The sequence below is a fragment of the Paraburkholderia sp. BR10936 genome, from assembly GCF_040965735.1.
Lineage (GTDB): Bacteria > Pseudomonadota > Gammaproteobacteria > Burkholderiales > Burkholderiaceae > Paraburkholderia > Paraburkholderia nodosa_A.
Genome location: NZ_JBFRCM010000003.1, coordinates 373,358 through 391,085 on the forward strand (window position 1 = coordinate 373,358; position 17,728 = coordinate 391,085).

The following is a 17,728-nucleotide window of genomic DNA, read 5'->3' on the forward strand; positions in this document are numbered from 1 at the left end:
AGGGGAAGTTGATGAGCAGATACGGCATGACGCGCGCGCTGGCACGGACCACGCTGACGATCGGCTTCGCAGCCTCGCTCTGCGCAAGCCTGCAGGGCTGCTTCCTGGCGCTGGCGGGCGCGGCGGGCGGCACGGCGCTGGTGGCAACCGACCGGCGCACGGTGGGATCGCAAACGGAAGACCGCGAGATCCAGGTGAAGGCGCTGGCCGATCTCGGCAAGCAACTGCCCGACACGGCGCACGTGAACGTGGCGGTGTTCAACCAGCGCGTGCTGATCACGGGTGAAGTGCCCGACGACGCCTCGAAGCAGAAGGCCGAGAGCATTGTGCGAGCCGTGACGAACGTTGCATCGATCGTCAACGAGCTGGCGGTGCAGCCGGCCAGCTCGTTCTCTTCGCGCGCGAACGACTCGTACCTCGAAGGACGCGTGAAGGGAGAGCTGATTGCCTATAAGGACATCTCCGCGAACAACTTCAAGGTGGTGAGCGAGCGCGGCACGATCTATCTGATGGGCCTTGTTACGCCGCAGGAAGGCAATATCGCCGCCAACGCGACGGCCGGGGTGATGGGCGTGGCGCAGGTGGTGAAGTGCTACCAGTACATCGACCCGCAACAGGCGACGGTGGCGACGGCGGCTGCGACCAGTGCGCCGGCGGCGGCTCCTGCTGCCGATGCGCCGACGGTGGGGGCAGTGCCTGATTCGGGCGTGACGTCGCAGCCTATTGAGCACCAGGCGCCCGCGCCTGTGACTAATTCGTCGGCTACGAAGCCGGGGAATACGGGGGCTTTGTGATGCTGCGTTTGGTTGGTGGGGTTGTTGCTGGCGTGGTGCTTGCTGTAGCTGGTTTTGGTCTCGCTTCGCCGGCTTTTGCTGCTGTGCCCGATGGGTTGAAGGTGGCTCAGGCGAATGCTTGCATGGGGTGCCATGCGGTGGATCGCAAGCTTGTGGGGCCGTCGTTTAAGGATGTCGCCACGAAGTACAAGGGCGATGCCGCGGCCCAGGCCAAGCTGGAGAAGAAGGTGCGGGATGGTGGGGCTGGGGTTTGGGGAGCTATTCCTATGCCCTCGCACCCGGGGATGAGCGCCGCCGATGTCCATTCTGTCGTGACCTGGGTGCTCGCTGGGGCGCCTTCGAAGTAGTTTTGCTTGGGGTCAAATTTGACGCTTGGCAAAACGGATTTTGTGTGTGTAGAATCGGTGATTCGTTGGGGCGGTAGCTCAGCTGGGAGAGCGTCGCGTTCGCAATGCGAAGGTCGGGAGTTCGATCCTCCTCCGCTCCACCAAAAACAGTTCCAGAGCAATCCAGGAAAGTCCGCAAACCCCGCAGCCAGCAAGGCTCGTGGGGTTTTTTGTTTCCGGCACTGTCCAGCGCAATCCATTGACATCCTGCCCGAAAAGGGGAGAATTTTTGGGGCTACTGCTCATCCAGCCAGAGCAGTATTCCCGAAATGGCGCTGACCGATTCCACCATCAGGCAAGCCAACTCCGCCGAAAAGCCGAGGAAGCTGTTCGACGGCGGTGGCCTATACCTGCTCGTCACGCCCGACCGGGGCAAATACTGGCGGCTCAAGTACCGATTCGACGGCAAGGAGAAAAGCCTGTCGTTCGGCGTCTATCCGGCAGTCTCACTCACGGCAGCGCGGGGCCTGCGAGACAGAGCCCGAGCCCTTCTCGCTGAGGGAGTCGATCCGAGCGAAGTGCGGAAGGAAGAGCGCGCCATCCAACACCACGAAGCCACCAGGCTGGAGGCGGAAATGCGCTTTTCCGTGGACAGCGATGGTGCGCTGTCGATCCAGCTCGGCTCGCGTCGCATGAACCTGAATCCATCGGAGACCGCCCGGCTTCGCGCTTTTCTGATCGCAACGCGCGAGGTGCTTCCGAAGGAGTAACCATGGCACTGACTGATGTGGCCGTTCGCAATGCCAAGGCGACCGGCAAGCTCTACCGCCTGTTTGACGAGCGCGGCATGTATCTGGAGGTTTCCGCCACTGGGGGCAAGTGGTGGCGCTTCAAATACCGTTTTGGGGGCAAGGAGAAGCGGATGTCGCTTGGCGTCTATCCGGATATCAGTTTGAAGGATGCGCGCGAGCGTCGGGATGAGGCGCGCACGCTCGTGGCGCACGGAATCGACCCTAGCGCGCGGAAAAAGGCTACAAAGGCCGCGACACAGGAAGCGGCAGCCAATTCGTTTGAAGTCGTTGCCCGCGAGTGGTTTGCTGGGCAGGAGCAGGGTTGGGCTGCGAGCCATGCTGACAAGGTTATTCAACGCCTAGAAAAAGATATCTTCCCTTGGCTCGGCAAGCGACCGATCGGTGAGATTACTGCCCCTGAGGTGTTGGCGGTGATTCGGCGGATCGAAGAGCGGGGTGCAAGGGATACAGCCCATCGAGCAATGCAGAACTGCGGACAGGTGTTCCGCTACGCCGTGGCTACGGGCCGGGCCATGCGTGATCCCACTGCTGACCTGAAAGGAGCTCTGCCGCCTGTCAGGCACGAGAATTTCGCGTCAATCACCGATCCCGGAAAAGTGGCGGAGTTGCTGCGTGCGATCGACGGCTTTCTTGGCACGTTCGTCGTGAAGTGCGCGTTGCAGTTGTCTCCTCTGTTATTCGTGCGGCCCGGCGAATTGCGCAAGGCGGAATGGGCTGGATTCGATCTCGAAAAAGCAGAGTGGCGCTATTTTGTGACCAAGACGAAGACCGAGCACCTCGTTCCACTCTCAACACAAGCCGTGGCGATTCTTAGGGAGCTGCAAGCGCTGACCGGACAACGACGTTACGTGTTTCCGGGCCGGGATCCACGCAAGCCGATGAGCGAAGCGGCGATCAACGCGGCTTTGCGGCGTATGGGGTACGACACTAAAACTGAAATTACAGGCCACGGGTTTCGCGCGATGGCCCGCACGATCCTGCATGAAGAGCTTCATTTCAAACCGGAAGTGATCGAGCATCAGCTTGCGCACAAGGTTCCGGATCCTTTGGGAACGGCCTACAACCGTACAAAATTTCTCAAGGAGCGACGAGAGATGATGCAGCAGTGGGCTGACTACCTCGACGGCTTGAAGCGAGGCGTGGCGGTTCGCAGCCTTCGCCAGGAGGCGTAATCTCATGCATCCGGCGCTCCGAGATGACCTCAAGCGGGTCGAGTCCTTAGTGGCCGTGGCGACTCAGTTTCTTGCCGATTCTGGTATTGAGATTGGGGGCGAGCAGTATCAGGTCGATCTGCGCGCGCTGCAGGAGGGCGAGCACGAGTTCGCCAAAGCAGTCATGTTCGCGAAGCATCTATACCCCAACGCGGATTATCCGGCGGGCATGTCTGATGACGATATCGATCCACGGTTCGCGAGCGACTACCTTCCCTCAATGGCAGCGGTGGCAGTAATTGAAACTGCAATTCTCTTCAGGCGGGTGTCTGACAGCGTAGCCGCGCGGGGAGTCGCGTCGATCGAAGCTTGCCATAACTATGCCCTTTACCTCTGGCATATTGAGTCGCTCGCCGAAACGCTACAGATGTCTGAAGTGTACAAGGACGGTTTCAGGCTGCGCCAGCAATCGATCGCTTCCAAGCCCCGGCGCAAGAAGGACGCGCTGACGCGTTTGATCGAAGAGATTCTCGAACGGCATCCACAATGGAGTGCGGTGCAGGTGGTACGGGAAATTAAGAGGGAACAGTGCAACGGCGTTATCGAGACGGTCACTGAATCCAATATTGAATGGTATGCCGATGACGGGCAGATCAAGAAAACAAAGATCTCCGCGATCAAGGATCGAGTGAGCAGAACCAAGGCAAAAAAAGATTCGCGCTAGCCGGCTACGCGCGAGTACGTGACAGTATTTTGATAGCCATGTACTCCGAGGATGGCTCGGAGGATCCAAAAGGAGGCCAACATGGCTGTCGCAGTACAAGAAGCGCTTGAACGGAAGCGCATCCTTCGCCGGTCCCAAGTCGAAACGCTGACGGGGCTTTCCCGCAGCACCATCTACGCGCGCATTCAACAGGGAACATTTCCTCCGCCGATCCAGCTCGGTTCCAGAGCCGTCGGCTGGACTGTAGCCGATATCGACCACTGGCTCGAAGCGCGCATTGCGGCTACGCGCCGTGAGTCGAAACTGTCGGCAAAGGAGGTGTGATCATGACGAGGCCGATCAACGTCACTTCGCGTATTCCATGCCCCCCGCTGAGGCAGACGTATCCTTTCGGCGCAATGCAAGAGGGTGACAGCTTCGCCGTTCCGGTTGCACACGTTCGTCGGGTTCGTGAGGCTGCGTATAGGTACTCAAAGCGTCATCGCGAATTTCGCTTCACTGTACGGAGGACCACTTCCGGTGAGCATCGCTGCTGGCGCATCGCTTTAGCACGGGAAACGCTGGCGGACTATTTACCGCCCGAAGCAATTTCGGAGGGCGGACAGACGTTCCGCATCTATAACCCGTTTCGCGGCAAGGCGATCGGCACCTATCCTCTTGCCGCCAACATCAAGATTGCGTTGTGCAATTACGGTCGCTCCTGCGATGGCAGTGCAATCACTATCACCGTACAACTTGCCACCGAGCGTGAGATTGATGAGACAGTCGATAATCTGAAGGCTCAAATTGAAAGCCTGCGAGAGCCAGCAAAGAAAGAGTTGAGAGAGACTGCAATCCTGCAGTTGTCGCCGGAACCCTGAGTTTCGTCGTCTCATAGAGGACAAGAAGAAGCGCAAGTCTCGTCGCTCCTAAAGCAATTAGGCGTGCGCCGGGAGACCATTTGCATCCTGTCACCGGGTCATATCCGTATTATATATACAGGATACCTAAGTACATGAATGCGGCATAGGAAGTTTGGGATGGATACAAATTCACTTCTAACGAAAGCGAGTGCGGCCACTACATATGTCGGCTGGGGAAGAAGCATCGTTGCTGTTCGTCCAGACATGAAGCGACCGTATAACCCCACGCATCCGACAGGGGAGGGGTGGCAGCGTCGCCCTATAACAACGTGCGAGTTGGCTGCCGCACATTGGGAGGTCAATCCAGAGGACAACATCGGGTGGCTCATGGGGGAACAGTATGTGACGCTTGATTTCGACTTCAAGGACGGGAAGCAAGGGCGAGCAACGCTTGCATGGTTTGCGCAGCGCTTCCCGGCGGTGCGGGGCACACTTACGCAGCGATCCCAGTCGGGTGCGTGGCACAAGGTATTCGAGCTAAAGCCAGACCAGCGAGGAAAACTGCGTAAGCACACGAATGCGAAGCTCGGGCCACATCCAGAAAGCTCTGGTCTCGATATCATCACGGGCAATGCAATCATTGTCGTTGCACCGTCCACAACGGCTCATGGCTCTTATCGATGGAAGGATGCAACCGTTGAAATTGCAGGGATGCCGGATGATCTTTTTGAACTACTACTAAACCTGGAGCGGCATAGGGAAAATGTTGATGTATCGAAGCCTGACCGGTCTAGCTCGCCAGATGTCGAGTTAGACGATGCGGTGATCGGGCTACTGCATGGGGGCTGGACCGAAGGGTGTGATTACGCGTCACCTAGTGAGGCCAGAGCGGCTGTGTACCGGGCATTTATCGAGAAGGGATGGCCTGATGAGGAGATTGCTTCGGTCATTGAGCACAGCCCTCTGCGGCATCATGGTGACCCTACACGCAAAGATCTCATAGGTGAAGATCTGCTAAGGGACATTGCCAAGGTAAGAGCTATGGCGTACACGGGGGCGGCTGTATCAATGCGTGTGCCCGCGCAGAGCACAAGTATAGGGGGGCAGGGGGTGTCCCCCACGTCAACATTTGAGCGAGACGGCACGAGGAAGAACAAGATCATCCCGAACGTGACAAACATCATGCTCGCGCTGCGATCACAGCCAACTGCAATCCGCTACGACAGGTTCATGAGCCGCGTCGTTCTGGTTCGGAAGTCTGACGGCATGAGTTGCCCCTTAGTAGAGACCGACTATAACAAGATGCAGGAGGAACTGGAGCGCATGGGGTTCAAGACGCCGGACAAACAGTTGTTGCGTGATTGCGTTGAGCGGCGGGCAAAGGACGATGATTTTGACTCGCTTGAAGAGTGGATAAAAAATGAGGTGCCTGAATGGGACGGGGTGTCTCGCGTTGATACCTTCTTTGCGACCTACTGCGGAGCCCAGAACGATCCCTATGCCGTTGCTGCTTCAAGGTACCTGTGGACCGCGCTCGCAGGACGTGCGTGCAGTCCGGGCATCAAAGCCGACGGAGTGATTGTATTGCTGGGGGACCAGGGTATCGGCAAGACATCCCTTGTGCAGGCACTCGCACCGACAATAGATGGCGTTCTGGCAGCCGGGAAGATCGCGCTGGATACCAGGGATGCCGACATCTGCCGCAAAATGCAGGGGAAGTTGGTGTGTGAGCTACCTGAGTTGCGCGGCTTCGGCACTCGCGATCAGGAAGCAATCAAGGATTTCATCTCCGCCACGGAAGATGAATGGGTGCCGAAGTACAAGGAACTGCCACACCGCGCACCGCGTCGCACGGTTTTCATTGCTACCGGAAACGAACGGGAGTTCTTGAAGGACACAACGGGTAACCGGCGTTGGTTTCCTATAGATGCGAAGCAGATCGATCTTGCGCTGCTGCGCGAAGACGTACCACAACTATGGGCGGAGGCAGTACAACTGTATCGTCGATCAGGTGTCCTATATCGTGAGGCGGAGCAACTATCCCGTGAGGTACATCAAGGCTATCTGAAGCATTCCGAATTGTATGATTTCATGAAGCCGTTGGTCCTAGATCTCTATGAAAAATACGGTCCGTTCAAGCTGGAAACGCTTCTGGAACTCATGGCAGGAAAAGAGGTGATGGAAGTCAACGCACAAACGCGCAAGGAGGTATGCGGGGAACTACGTCTGATGGGCTTCAGCAATCTGAATCGTAACTACGCTGGCAAGCAGGAACGGCGGTGGCTACGACAAACGGATGCGTCGGGGTAACCGCTGCACCTGCTACGCCACTGCTACACCGGCACGTGTAACGACGGAATCCCTGCTGGATAAGGCTTCTGGCTCGCTACTACACCACTACACCTCTTTTCTAAAAAAAGTTGTAGGAGGAAGAGAGGTATAGAGAAATACGGAGTGCGTATATATGGAGAGTAGTTCAGTCTGAAGCAGACGTAGTGGTGTAGCGTTCCCCCGGAAGCCTTGGTCCAGAAAGGTTTCAAGCGTTACACCCCCACCTGTCGCGGATGTGTAGCGTGTAGCGTAGCGGCGGCCTGCCTATGTCCTCACGGCAACCTGCAAGACCGCCTCGTCGGCTGGTGACCGCCCCCGCCGAGCCCGGGGCGTGCGCCTGCTCGTCTGGGGATACCCCGGTCCCCCCCTCACTTGTGCTACAACTGGAGGGAAACCTACCAATTGCGCGGCTTCAACATCAGTACCACTGGGTACCATTACGACGCAGTGACGGGATGCCTAAACAACCCTTCCGCCGCATGTAGCTCGGTGATTCCTTTCAGTGATGAAGGCGCCGGGAAACTCCACAGGGCTGCGTCGAGGCTTGCACTGGCGACGTCCTCGGTCTGTGTTCGAAACTCGGGCCACCTCGTAACGTGAATATTAAGTGCTAGCGCGGCAGCCTAAGAACCTGAAAATAACCGCTCAAGCAAAGTGCAAAAAAGCGGCGGAGATGCCCGCAGCGAAAGGCGTCCGAGCCAATCACCATATGTCGAAATGCCCGCGAAATATACTGCCTGTGTGACTAAATATTGGCATCGTTATGGGCGACCGTGGATCTACGAGTTGCATGCAACACTAAGTTTCCTGGCCGAGTTGCATATCAGCACGTGAATCCCCTGGTTCTCCGAGGCATCGCTGCCCATGAGAGCAACAACAACCCGAAGGCAGTCCATCGAAACAAAAACGGCACTGTCGATTACGGAATGATGCAGATCAACTCGGTGAATTTGAAAGAGTTGAACAAGTACGGCATCCATCGCCGAGATCTGATGGATGAGTGCAAGAGCATCTATGCGGGCGCGTTCCTGCTCAAGCAGAAGATGGTGAAACACGGGAACACAACAACGGCGATCGGCGCCTATCACAGCGAATCACCCAAGGAGCGACGGCGCTACGCCAAGCTTATCCAGAAGCAGGTGGAGAAGATTGAAGCGACGCAGATGATGGCTTCGAACGACTGATGGAACGCTGGGGCTCTGCCCCGGCTGACGCAGGCTTCTTTTTTGCTTTCAGGTTTGTTTCGGCTAGCTCGCCGGCTTTGAACTGGCGACTCGGCGACGACAGTCGGCGGCGGTGTACCTGAATTTTCCGATCTCGGCTCCGGCGTCATCACGATAGACATAGGTGATAGGTACGCCGTTGTCGAAAAACACCTTCATCGCCTCACTGGTGCAGAGTTCGTTGGCCAGATAGGGACGAAGATTCGTGTTTATGGCAGCTTTGTCGATTTCGCTCGCCTTACTTCCGACGATTGTATAGGTGTAGGTGAGCTGCCAACCGAGGCCGTTGACATTATCCAGTCTCGTAATTTTGTCGATCATGACTGGAGTACTGCTGTTCAATTCGTTCATCTTGGAGATCAGTGCCGCCTGGATGACCGCATGCTTATCGGCGTCGGTATAAGCAAGGGCGACGCTGGAACCAGCAAGACTCCCGAGAAAGATGGCAATACCTCTCGCAAGCACACTCTTGACAGCTCGGCCAGGTGCCCAGATCCACTTCCGCATGGTTTCTCCGATCGGTTAATTAATTTCGAGTCTTATGGTATTTGTGGGGCACGTGAGCGGTCAACATCCGCGCACTGACCGGTGTTAGCTTGCGAACACTTCGATCCGAAAGAGAATCGTATGGTCACTCGCCAGATGGGCTGGCGTTTGATTCGAGCGTTCTATAAGGGCTATTCATGGGCACGACTGTAACATTGCGATAAACCGTGGCGAGCCGCGCCCACAGAAAATCTCGATCAAGATTTAAATTCGCGCCGGTTGTTGCTGTATTAGACACGGCTTAAACCGACCACCGACCATCTCTTTTTTCCCCTCCCTACCCCCTTGGCCGGCAAAAACGCTTTCTAATGGAACGTGTTGCGCCGACACAAGATGAAAGTGATTCAATGATCCACACTGCGTCGGGTCAACAGGGGCGGTTTGGCCAGGTAGCGCAGGCGGATAGCTGGCGTCATGCCGGGCGAACGCCTCAGCGCGCGACGGCGCTGCAGTCCGGGGCCTGCACCCATTCCGAAATCCCCTCTGCGATAGCACACGATGCCATGGGGCACGCAGGGCGAAATTCGACGCGCTCCGAAATCAGTTGTAAACGGAATGGCAGTGTCCTATCCTGGAAGTGTGAGAGAGTTCATAAGGAATGCAGAGGAGTAGGGCTATGAATATCAAACCGCAACCGCGCGTCGCCCTGTACGCCCGTGTATCAACAGACAGCCAGACGACTGAGAATCAACTTGCTGAGCTACGTGCCGTCGCACTAAGGAACGGATGGAGCATCGCGGGCGAATACGTCGACCACGGCATCAGCGGCGCGAAGGGCAGAGACAAACGACCGGAGTTCGACCGGCTGCTGAAGGATGCGATGAGGAAGGAGTTCGACATTATCGCAGCTTGGTCGGTGGACCGCCTGGGGCGCTCATTGCAGCACCTCGTTACCTTCCTTGGCGACATAGAAGCGAAGGGCGTCGGCCTGTATCTACACCAGCAGGGCGTCGACACAACTACACCAAGCGGGAAGGCGCTCTTCCAGATGTGCGGAGTCTTCGCAGAGTTCGAACGGTCGATGATCATCAGCCGAGTGTGTGCTGGCCTGGATCGTGCGAGGGCACAAGGGAAGCGACTCGGCAGGCCAAGCATCGCAACTCCACGTAAGGAGGAGATACGCACGCTGCTTGCACAGGGTGTATCAATGGCGAGGATCGCAAAGAAGGTGGGCTGCGGGGTGGCGACGGTGCATCGGGTCGCCACACAGGGCGCGCAACAGGCGAGCTAGATAGGAAAGCGGCGTAACGTGCAGCAGCTGCAAGATCGAAGCCCGAACTTGAACCTTGCTTGTTATCACGAGGGGCGTATTAGCGATAGTATCTGATCGAGAATCTTCAACAGTTTCTTCAGCCAGTCTGGGAGCCAGTCATCCAGGAGGTCGAGAATACTGTCTTTTCCGGTCTCTCCATCGTCGATTTCTTTCGCGGCACCATACACTTGCCCGGCGTAACGATCGCAAAAGAATTCGAGTTCCTGGGCGAGCAGATTTCGGCTTGTGGGATCCAGCTGGCAGGCCGCATTGCGCACGGCAACGACTGCAGCTGGAGACATAGCTTCCTGCAGCACGGCATTAAGCTGATCACGTACCTGACCTTTAAGCGTTTCATCGATCGTTGAATTGCCGGTCGCTGTATCTGCTATCCGACCGAGTACGTCGATGAACCTCTGATAAATTTCTCCAAAATCTCCTGCGACACTGGCCATTTTTCACCTCGTTCAATCACGTTGCGGGAAACCGGATTTCGCCCCTACCATTCGGCAGGCGCATATTCAGAGTACGTCAGTCAACCTCATCTTGTATGGGTCGGGAAGTCCTGTTCGCGTTGGGGGCCGTTCGGTGTCCCCGTTTCTTCGCCGCCAGTCGGCGGTAAGCGGCATAATGTGCGCGCCAATGCACAATGAAACGACAGAGCCACAATGATCGAAGACATCAGAAAAACGCTGTGGGCCGCAGCCGACAAGCTGCGCGCGAATATGGACGCCGCCGAGTACAAGCACATTGTGCTCGGGCTCATCTTTGTCAAGTATATTTCAGATACCTTTCAGGCTCGGCGCGAAGAGCTGACTGCCCGATTCCTCGACCCGAGCGACGACTACTTCCTGCCCGACAGCGACGAGGCCATGATTGCCGACGAGCTGGAGGACCGCGATTACTACAAGGAGGTCAATGCGTTTTGGGTGCCCGAGGCCGCCCGATGGGAGAGCCTTCGAGCACAAGCCAAGCAGGCCGATATCGGTAAGCGCATCGATGAGGCTTTGGCGGCCATTGAAGCCGAGAACCCGAAGCTCAAAGGCATCCTCGACAAACGCTACGCTCGTGCGCAACTACCTGACGGCAAGCTCGGCGAACTCGTCGACTTGATCTCGAAGATCGGCTTTGGCAACGACGTCAATATCGCCCGCGACATCCTCGGGCAGGTGTACGAGTACTTCCTCGGCCAGTTCGCAAGTGCAGAGGGCAAGAAGGGCGGCCAGTTCTACACGCCTGCCAGCATTGTTAAGACGCTCGTTGCTGTCCTCGCTCCCCATCACGGCAAGGTTTATGACCCATGCTGTGGCTCTGGTGGCATGTTCGTGCAGTCGGAGAAGTTCATCGAGGCGCACGGCGGCAAGTTGGGTGACGTGTCAATCTATGGGCAGGAATCGAATCCGACCACGTGGCGCCTCGCAGCTATGAATCTCGCGATTCGCGGGATCGATTTCGACTTCGGCAAGGAGCCGGGGGATAGTTTCACCCGCAACCAACATCCCGACCTGCGCGCCGACTTCGTACTGGCTAACCCGCCGTTCAACGTGTCGGACTGGTGGCACGGCAGCCTGGAAGGCGATCCTCGCTGGGTCTACGGTACACCGCCACAGGGAAATGCGAACTACGGGTGGTTGCAGCATATGCTTTATCACTTGAAGCCCGATGGCCGCGCTGGAATCGTTCTCGCGAATGGCTCGATGAGTTCGAGCCAGAACGGCGAAGGCGAAATTCGAGCAGCAATGGTCGAGGCCGATGTGGTTGAGTGCATGATCTCGTTGCCCGGGCAGTTGTTTTTCAATACGCAAATTCCCGCTTGCCTCTGGTTCCTCACGAAGAAGAAGACGACTCGAAAAGGCGAAGTGCTATTCATCGACGCTCGTAAGCTTGGACAGTCTGTCAGCAGGGTGCAGATCGAACTGGGTGATGACCACATCGCCAAGATCGCCGAGACTGTATATGCGTGGCGCGGGGACGCACAGGCAAATACGCCGTATGTCGACGTGCCGGGGTTCTGCCGTAGTGCAAGCTTGTCCGAAATCGCTGAGCATGGGCACGTGTTGACGCCGGGCCGCTATGTCGGCGCGGAAGCGGTTGAAGACGATGACGAGGCCTTCGCCGAGAAGATGCAAAAGCTTACTGAGAAGCTCGGTGAGCAATTGGCTAAGGGCGCGGAACTGGACGCGCTCATTCGACAGAAGCTTGAGGGCCTAGGTTATGTCATCTGAATGGCAACGCGCTAAGGTCGCGCAACTCCAATCTGAAGGTGCTCTGCTCGTCGAGGACGGCAATCATGGCGAATATCGTCCGCGCTCCGATGAATTCGGCAGCAGGGGAATGGCGTTTATACGGGCGGCTGATATGGATTCAGGGCGCGTGCTGTTCGACACCGCCGAGAAAATTAACGAGGTCGCAGTTGCGCGAATTAGAAAAGGTATCGGGTGCCCCGGAGACGTGCTGTTGTCTCACAAGGGCACAGTTGGGAAAGTCGCAATTGCACCATTGAACGCCCCCCCATTCGTTTGCTCGCCACAGACGACATTCTGGCGAGTGCGAGACAGCGACCGCATAGATAGGTCTTATCTGTTCGCCTATCTTCGTAGCCAAGAGTTTCGGGAACAACTTGCCGCTCGCAAGGGTGAGACCGATATGGCTGACTATGTGAGCCTGACAGCGCAGCGCGAGTTGGTTGTCTTACTTCCGGACATTCAAACGCAGCGAGCTATCGGCCATATTGTCGCAGCACTGGATGACCGTATCGCCCTGCTTCGTGAGACCAATGCCACACTCGAAACGATTGCTGAAGCACTATTCAAGTCTTGGTTCGTCGATTTCGACCCGGTTCGTGCAAAGGCCGAAGGCCGTGACCCGGTAGGCATCGATGCGGAGACGGCTGCGCTGTTTCCGGGCGGATTCGTAGAGACGGAGTTGGGGCTGGTACCGATCGGGTGGGAGGTTGGCAGGTTGGAGGATCTACTCGTTCTCCAAAGAGGCTTCGATTTGCCTAATGCTAATCGAGTACCGGGGGCATACCCAATCATAGCTGCTAGCGGTCCAGCGGGCACTCACGTTAGCCCGATGGTGAAAGGGCCAGGCGTCGTAACGGGCCGCTCGGGTGTCTTGGGACGCGTGTATTTTGAGATTGATGATTTTTGGCCTTTAAACACGACGCTGTGGATTAAAGACTTTCGTGGCGCGACGCCGTGTTACGCGTACGAATTATTAAAGACCATAGATCTGCATTCGTTCAATGCGGGATCGGCGGTTCCAACGCTTAACCGCAATCATGTGCACGGCCTCAAGCAGCTTGTCCCGAACCGCGCCTGTGTCGAGAAATACGAAGCTATCGCAATGACGTTGCATGAACGCATGAGAGCAAATGCGGCGCACTCTGAAAGCTTGGCGGAGATTCGCGATGCGCTGCTTCCGCGTCTGATTTCCGGCCGTATTGAAGTGTCCAAATCGTCGCGGGTGAGCGAGGAATCTCCCCAATGAAGCATCTGCACCAAAAATTCAAAGAAGAACTTGGTGAGGCTGAGAATCTCTATGTCAAGAATGGGCTGGTTTATATCCGCGAGCGATACTGGTCACCAAGTGATATTGTTGAGTTGGCGGGCGCTAGAGACGGTACAAATGAGGTCTTCGATCAGCTATTTGCTAATTGGCTTGAGGAGCGAACTGATGATTTGCTTCAAATGGCAGACGAGATACTCGACCGCTACGATCAACGCGATCGTTTCAGGCGCTTATCCGAAGCATATGACACGGGTGCTGTAGTCCCGTTTGTAGGCGCGGGATTTTCGATGCCGAGCGGGTATCCGGGTTGGACTACGTTTCTCAGAAGGCAGCGGAAAGAAACGGCTATTCTTGAAGAAGAATTCGAGCATTTGCTCAAAGAAGGAAAGTATGAAGAGGCTGCGCAGCGTATCGCAGATCTGATGGATGTCGCATTTAATGAGGCTGTTGATAGTAGTTTTGGATGCACGCGCGAATTGACTGGAGTTGTCCAATTGCTGCCATATATATTCAAAGGTAGCGTAATTACGACGAATTTCGACAATGTGCTGTCGCGTAGTTTTGCGAGCGCAGGCAATCAATTTGTGGAAACATTTTCTGGATGTGATTCACAGGAGATAAGGAGAAAGCTCGCGAACGATGAGCACTTCCTCCTTATGCTTCATGGAAAAGCTCCATCTGGGCGGGGACGAATTCTCACGTTTAGTGAGTATGAAGAGCATTACGCCAATGGTCGAACCCTTCAGAAAACGATAGCATCATTTTGTGATACACATAATCTACTTTTCCTTGGGTGTAGTCTGACCGTGGATCGAACGCTTGCGGCGATTCGTGATTACGTAAATGAAGAGGGGCATGACCGTCTGCCCAAGCATTACGCGTTCCTCGCTGAGCCAGATTCCAATGAAAAACGGCTAGAACGGCAACGCGAGCTTGCGAGATGCCATATTTACCCTATTTGGTACCCTGCAGGCACGCATGATGAGTCGATTGAAGCTTTGTTGACCAAACTATCAAACGGGGCCGCTCAATGACTGAAGACCAGCTTGAACAGGAAGCACTCGACTGGCTGAGGGACGTTGGCTACAAACATTTCTATGGCCCAGACATTGCACCCGATGGAGACTCTCCGGAGCGCAGCGACTATCGACAGGTAGTGCTCGTCGAACGACTACGTGACGCAATCGCTCGATTAAACCCCTCGATGCCGTTGGCGGCCCACGAGGACGCGTTGCGCCAGGTCCTCAATCTCGATATGCCGGTCCTGCTATCGGCCAATCGCAACTTTCACAATCTGCTCGTCAACGGCGTGCCAGTCGAGTACCAGAAGGATGGCGAGACTCGTGGCGACTACGTGAGGCTCATCGACTTTGCCGATGCTTCTGTCAACGAGTGGCTGGCAATCAACCAGTTCAGCATAAAAGGACCAAAGCACTCGCGTCGCCCGGACATCGTAGTGTTCGTGAATGGCTTGCCGCTGGTGCTGCTGGAGCTGAAGAACCCTGCCGATGAGAACGCCGATATTTGGAAGGCGTATGACCAGATTCTGACGTACAAAGAGCAGATCCCCGACATATTCCAGTACAACGAGATCCTTGTGATTTCGGATGGTAGCCAGGCACGAATGGGTTCTCTGTCAGCCAACTCTGAACGGTTCATGGCTTGGCGAACCATCGACGGCACGGCGCTAGACCCGCTGGGGCAGTTTAACGAACTCGAAACGTTGATTCGCGGCGTTCTCGCTCCGACCTATCTGCTCGACTACCTTCGCTTCTTTGTGCTATTCGAGGATGATGGCGGACTAGTGAAGAAAATCGCGGGTTACCATCAGTTCCATGCGGTACGAGCGGCCATCGCGCAGGTTATCGCAGCGTCATGCCCAAACGGGAGCCATAAGGGCGGCGTTGTCTGGCACACGCAAGGCAGCGGCAAGAGCATCACGATGACCTGCTTTGCTGCGCGAGTCGTGCGCGAGGAGGCGATGGGGAATCCCACCATTGTCGTCATCACCGATCGCAACGACCTCGACGGCCAGCTATTCGGCGTGTTCTCGCTTTCGCAGGACCTTCTTCGTGAGGAGCCGGTTCAAGTTGCCACCCGGCAGGACTTGCGGGATAAGCTTGCAAATCGACCCTCGGGCGGCATCGTCTTCGCCACAATCCAGAAGTTCATGCCGGGCGAGGATGAGGATACGTTCCCTGTACTGTCTGATCGTCACAACATCGTCGTCATCGCGGACGAAGCACATCGCACGCAGTACGGATTCTCTGCGAAGTTCAAGGGCGAGGAGAAGGGCTACCAGGTTGGCTATGCGCAGCACCTACGCGACGCATTGCCGAACGCGACCTTTGTAGCTTTCACGGGCACTCCCGTTTCGAAGGAGGATCGTGATACCCGCGCGGTCTTCGGCGATTACATCCACGTCTATGACATGCAGCAGGCCCGCGATGACGGGGCCACGGTTCCTATCTACTACGAGTCGCGCCTTGCCAAGCTAGGGCTGAAGGACGAGGCGCTGCTCGAGATCGATGAGGAAGTCGATGAACTGGCAGAGGATGAAGAGGCCGACGAACAATCGAGGCTGAAGACGCGGTGGGCTGCACTCGAAAAGGTCGTGGGCGCAGAGCCCCGGGTCAAGAGCATTGCAGCCGACCTCGTTGCACACTTCGAAGAGCGTAACAAGGCCATGCCCGGCAAGGCGATGATCGTCGCGATGAGCCGCGAGATCTGCGTTCACCTCTACGACGAGATCGCGAAGCTGCGCCCTGAGTGGCACGACCCCGATCCTGAGAAGGGGGAGATCAAGATCGTCATGACCGGGTCTGCGTCGGATAAGGCGTTGCTGCGCTCGCATATCTACCCGAAGCAGGTTAAGAAGCGGCTAGAGAAGCGCTTCAAGGATCCAGCCGATCCACTGCGGCTTGTGATCGTGCGCGACATGTGGCTTACTGGTTTTGATGCGCCGTGCGTGCACACGCTGTACGTCGACAAGCCGATGAAAGGCCACAACTTGATGCAGGCCATCGCACGCGTCAATCGCGTCTTCAGGGACAAGCAAGGCGGGCTAGTGGTCGACTACATCGGTATTACCAATGACCTCAAGCTCGCGCTCAAAGAATACACGGCCAGCAATGGTCGCGGTCGACCAACCGTAGACGCTCACGAGGCCTACGCGGTTCTCGAAGAGAAATTAGACATCCTGAGAGGGATACTCCACGGCTTCGACTATACCGACTTCCTGACTGGCGGCCACAAGCTGCTCGCCGGTGCGGCCAACTTTGTCCTGGGAAAGAAGGACGGCAAGAAGCGATTCGCTGATGTTGCGCTGGAGATGAGCAAAGCGTTCACGCTGTGCTGCACTCTGGATGAGGCGAAGGCTGTGCGTGAGGAGGTGGCCTTCTTTCAGGCTGTGAAAGTTTTGCTGACGAAGCGGGAAATCAGCGAGAAGAAGCGTACAGACGAGGAGCGAGAGCTGGCTATACGGCAGATCATCGGCTCTGCAGTCGTGTCGGAGGATGTGGTCGATATCTTCCAGTCAGTGGGCCTCGACAAGCCGAACATCGGCATTCTCGACGATGGCTTCCTCGCCGAAGTGCAGAATCTTCCTGAGCGTAACCTTGCCGTCGAGCTGCTAGAGCGTCTGCTCGAAGGGGAGATCAAGAGTCGCTTCGGCAGCAACGTCGTGCAGGAGAAGAAGTTCTCGGAGCTGCTCGCTAGTGTGATCACCCGCTACCAGAACCGCTCCATCGAGACCGCACAGGTGATCGAGGAGCTAATTGAGATGGCAAAGAAGTTTCGAGAGGCAGCGAACAGGGGCGAGGGGCTAGGACTGAATGAAGATGAGCTTCGCTTCTACGATGCGCTCGCGAACAACGAAGCGTCTGTGCGGCTACTCGGTGACGAGACGCTGAAGATGATCGCCCATGATCTGACGGAGAACTTACGTAAGAGCGTCAGTGTTGACTGGGAGAAGCGTGAGAGTGTGCGCGCGAAGCTGCGACTGATGGTGAAGCGGATTCTGCGGAAGTACAAGTATCCGCCCGATCAGCAGGAGGAAGCCGTGCAGACAGTACTGCAGCAAGCCGAGAAGTTGAGTGCGGAATGGGCATAAACGACACGAAGGCACGAGCAATATCCGCCAAACTGTTCGCTGCAGCCAGCTGCTCCTGCGCTGGTTGACCGCTCGGCATCTCACAAAAGCCCGAACAACGACC

16 protein-coding genes and 1 tRNA gene are annotated in these 17,728 nt (G+C 56.4%); 15 read left to right on the forward strand and 2 right to left on the reverse strand.

Annotated elements, in window-relative coordinates:
- Positions 1–11 precede the first annotated feature (11 nt).
- From AB4Y36_RS08225 to AB4Y36_RS08270, 10 genes are all read left to right on the forward strand, one after another.
- Positions 12–794, forward strand: a complete 783-nt coding sequence (locus tag AB4Y36_RS08225) for a BON domain-containing protein (protein ID WP_368682702.1) — start codon at positions 12–14, stop codon at positions 792–794.
- The gene (locus AB4Y36_RS08230; RefSeq protein ID WP_368682703.1) at positions 794–1,141 is read left to right on the forward strand and encodes a c-type cytochrome; all 348 of its coding nucleotides are present in this window, start codon (positions 794–796) and stop codon (positions 1,139–1,141) included. The genes AB4Y36_RS08225 and AB4Y36_RS08230 overlap by 1 nt, the downstream gene beginning before the upstream one ends.
- 67 nt (positions 1,142–1,208) lie before the next feature.
- A tRNA-Ala gene (locus tag AB4Y36_RS08235) sits at positions 1,209–1,284 on the forward strand.
- 165 nt (positions 1,285–1,449) lie between these two features.
- Positions 1,450–1,890, forward strand: coding sequence for an Arm DNA-binding domain-containing protein (locus AB4Y36_RS08240; RefSeq protein ID WP_368682704.1), 441 nt, complete (start codon positions 1,450–1,452; stop codon positions 1,888–1,890).
- A 2-nt stretch (positions 1,891–1,892) separates the two neighbouring features.
- Complete coding sequence (locus tag AB4Y36_RS08245; protein WP_368682705.1) at positions 1,893–3,104, forward strand: tyrosine-type recombinase/integrase; 1,212 nt, start codon at positions 1,893–1,895, stop codon at positions 3,102–3,104.
- A gap of 4 nt (positions 3,105–3,108) precedes the next feature.
- Positions 3,109–3,807 (forward strand): hypothetical protein, encoded by a 699-nt coding sequence (locus tag AB4Y36_RS08250; protein WP_368682706.1) that lies wholly within the window; start codon positions 3,109–3,111, stop codon positions 3,805–3,807.
- An 81-nt stretch (positions 3,808–3,888) separates the two neighbouring features.
- Complete coding sequence (locus tag AB4Y36_RS08255) at positions 3,889–4,131, forward strand: helix-turn-helix transcriptional regulator (RefSeq protein WP_368682707.1); 243 nt, start codon at positions 3,889–3,891, stop codon at positions 4,129–4,131.
- Between the two features lie 2 nt (positions 4,132–4,133).
- Positions 4,134–4,667 carry a hypothetical protein gene (locus AB4Y36_RS08260; protein ID WP_368682708.1) on the forward strand — a complete coding sequence of 178 codons (534 nt, stop codon included), beginning with the start codon at positions 4,134–4,136 and terminating at the stop codon, positions 4,665–4,667.
- A gap of 159 nt (positions 4,668–4,826) precedes the next feature.
- On the forward strand, positions 4,827–6,959 hold the full coding sequence (locus tag AB4Y36_RS08265) for a VapE domain-containing protein (RefSeq protein WP_368682709.1): 2,133 nt from the start codon (positions 4,827–4,829) through the stop codon (positions 6,957–6,959).
- An 851-nt stretch (positions 6,960–7,810) separates the two neighbouring features.
- Positions 7,811–8,164: a lytic transglycosylase domain-containing protein gene (locus AB4Y36_RS08270; RefSeq protein WP_368682710.1), complete on the forward strand. Its 354-nt coding sequence runs from the start codon at positions 7,811–7,813 to the stop codon at positions 8,162–8,164.
- Positions 8,165–8,227: 63 nt separating this feature from the next.
- Here AB4Y36_RS08270 and AB4Y36_RS08275 read toward each other — a convergent pair whose 3' ends face one another.
- Positions 8,228–8,710 carry a hypothetical protein gene (locus AB4Y36_RS08275; protein WP_368682711.1) on the reverse strand — a complete coding sequence of 161 codons (483 nt, stop codon included), beginning with the start codon at positions 8,708–8,710 and terminating at the stop codon, positions 8,228–8,230.
- Positions 8,711–9,365: 655 nt separating this feature from the next.
- Here AB4Y36_RS08275 and AB4Y36_RS08280 point away from each other — a divergent pair.
- Positions 9,366–9,980, forward strand: coding sequence for a recombinase family protein (locus AB4Y36_RS08280; RefSeq protein ID WP_368682712.1), 615 nt, complete (start codon positions 9,366–9,368; stop codon positions 9,978–9,980).
- Between the two features lie 65 nt (positions 9,981–10,045).
- On the opposite strand, the gene AB4Y36_RS08285 is transcribed toward AB4Y36_RS08280, so the two are convergent.
- Positions 10,046–10,456: a hypothetical protein gene (locus tag AB4Y36_RS08285; RefSeq protein ID WP_368682713.1), complete on the reverse strand. Its 411-nt coding sequence runs from the start codon at positions 10,454–10,456 to the stop codon at positions 10,046–10,048.
- A 213-nt stretch (positions 10,457–10,669) separates the two neighbouring features.
- Here AB4Y36_RS08285 and AB4Y36_RS08290 point away from each other — a divergent pair, with 213 nt between their 5' ends.
- The 4 genes from AB4Y36_RS08290 to AB4Y36_RS08305 are packed head-to-tail and all read left to right on the forward strand — an operon-like array spanning position 10,670 to position 17,625.
- On the forward strand, positions 10,670–12,226 hold the full coding sequence (locus AB4Y36_RS08290) for a type I restriction-modification system subunit M (protein WP_368682714.1): 1,557 nt from the start codon (positions 10,670–10,672) through the stop codon (positions 12,224–12,226).
- On the forward strand, positions 12,216–13,493 hold the full coding sequence (locus AB4Y36_RS08295; RefSeq protein WP_368682715.1) for a restriction endonuclease subunit S: 1,278 nt from the start codon (positions 12,216–12,218) through the stop codon (positions 13,491–13,493). The genes AB4Y36_RS08290 and AB4Y36_RS08295 overlap by 11 nt, the downstream gene beginning before the upstream one ends.
- Complete coding sequence (locus AB4Y36_RS08300; protein ID WP_368682716.1) at positions 13,490–14,548, forward strand: SIR2 family protein; 1,059 nt, start codon at positions 13,490–13,492, stop codon at positions 14,546–14,548. Before AB4Y36_RS08295 ends, AB4Y36_RS08300 begins: the two co-directional genes overlap by 4 nt.
- Positions 14,545–17,625 carry a type I restriction endonuclease subunit R gene (locus tag AB4Y36_RS08305; RefSeq protein WP_368682717.1) on the forward strand — a complete coding sequence of 1,027 codons (3,081 nt, stop codon included), beginning with the start codon at positions 14,545–14,547 and terminating at the stop codon, positions 17,623–17,625. Before AB4Y36_RS08300 ends, AB4Y36_RS08305 begins: the two co-directional genes overlap by 4 nt.
- Positions 17,626–17,728 lie beyond the last annotated feature (103 nt).